Origin of the sequence: Clostridium sp. 7_2_43FAA (genome assembly GCF_000158375.2) — a bacterium.
Lineage (GTDB): Bacteria > Bacillota > Clostridia > Clostridiales > Clostridiaceae > Clostridium > Clostridium tertium.
In genome coordinates this window covers 1-659 of the sequence record NZ_JH815224.1, presented here as the reverse complement: position 1 = coordinate 659, position 659 = coordinate 1, and the positions used below count along the sequence as shown (strand labels likewise).

General features: G+C 63.0%; 1 protein-coding gene. It reads right to left on the bottom strand.

Translation table 11 applies throughout. The features are described 5' to 3' along the window. A partial coding sequence (locus tag CSBG_RS18150) for a tetracycline resistance MFS efflux pump (RefSeq protein ID WP_008681690.1) occupies positions 1 to 659 on the bottom strand: 659 nt, incomplete at both ends.

The window sequence follows — 659 nt, the reverse complement described above, 5'->3', positions numbered from 1 at the left end:
CATCCAGCCTCGCGTCGCGAACGCCAGCAAGACGTAGCCCAGCGCGTCGGCCGCCATGCCGGCGATAATGGCCTGCTTCTCGCCGAAACGTTTGGTGGCGGGACCAGTGACGAAGGCTTGAGCGAGGGCGTGCAAGATTCCGAATACCGCAAGCGACAGGCCGATCATCGTCGCGCTCCAGCGAAAGCGGTCCTCGCCGAAAATGACCCAGAGCGCTGCCGGCACCTGTCCTACGAGTTGCATGATAAAGAAGACAGTCATAAGTGCGGCGACGATAGTCATGCCCCGCGCCCACCGGAAGGAGCTGACTGGGTTGAAGGCTCTCAAGGGCATCGGTCGACGCTCTCCCTTATGCGACTCCTGCATTAGGAAGCAGCCCAGTAGTAGGTTGAGGCCGTTGAGCACCGCCGCCGCAAGGAATGGTGCATGCAAGGAGATGGCGCCCAACAGTCCCCCGGCCACGGGGCCTGCCACCATACCCACGCCGAAACAAGCGCTCATGAGCCCGAAGTGGCGAGCCCGATCTTCCCCATCGGTGATGTCGGCGATATAGGCGCCAGCAACCGCACCTGTGGCGCCGGTGATGCCGGCCACGATGCGTCCGGCGTAGAGGATCCACAGGACGGGTGTGGTCGCCATGATCGCGTAGTCGATAGTGG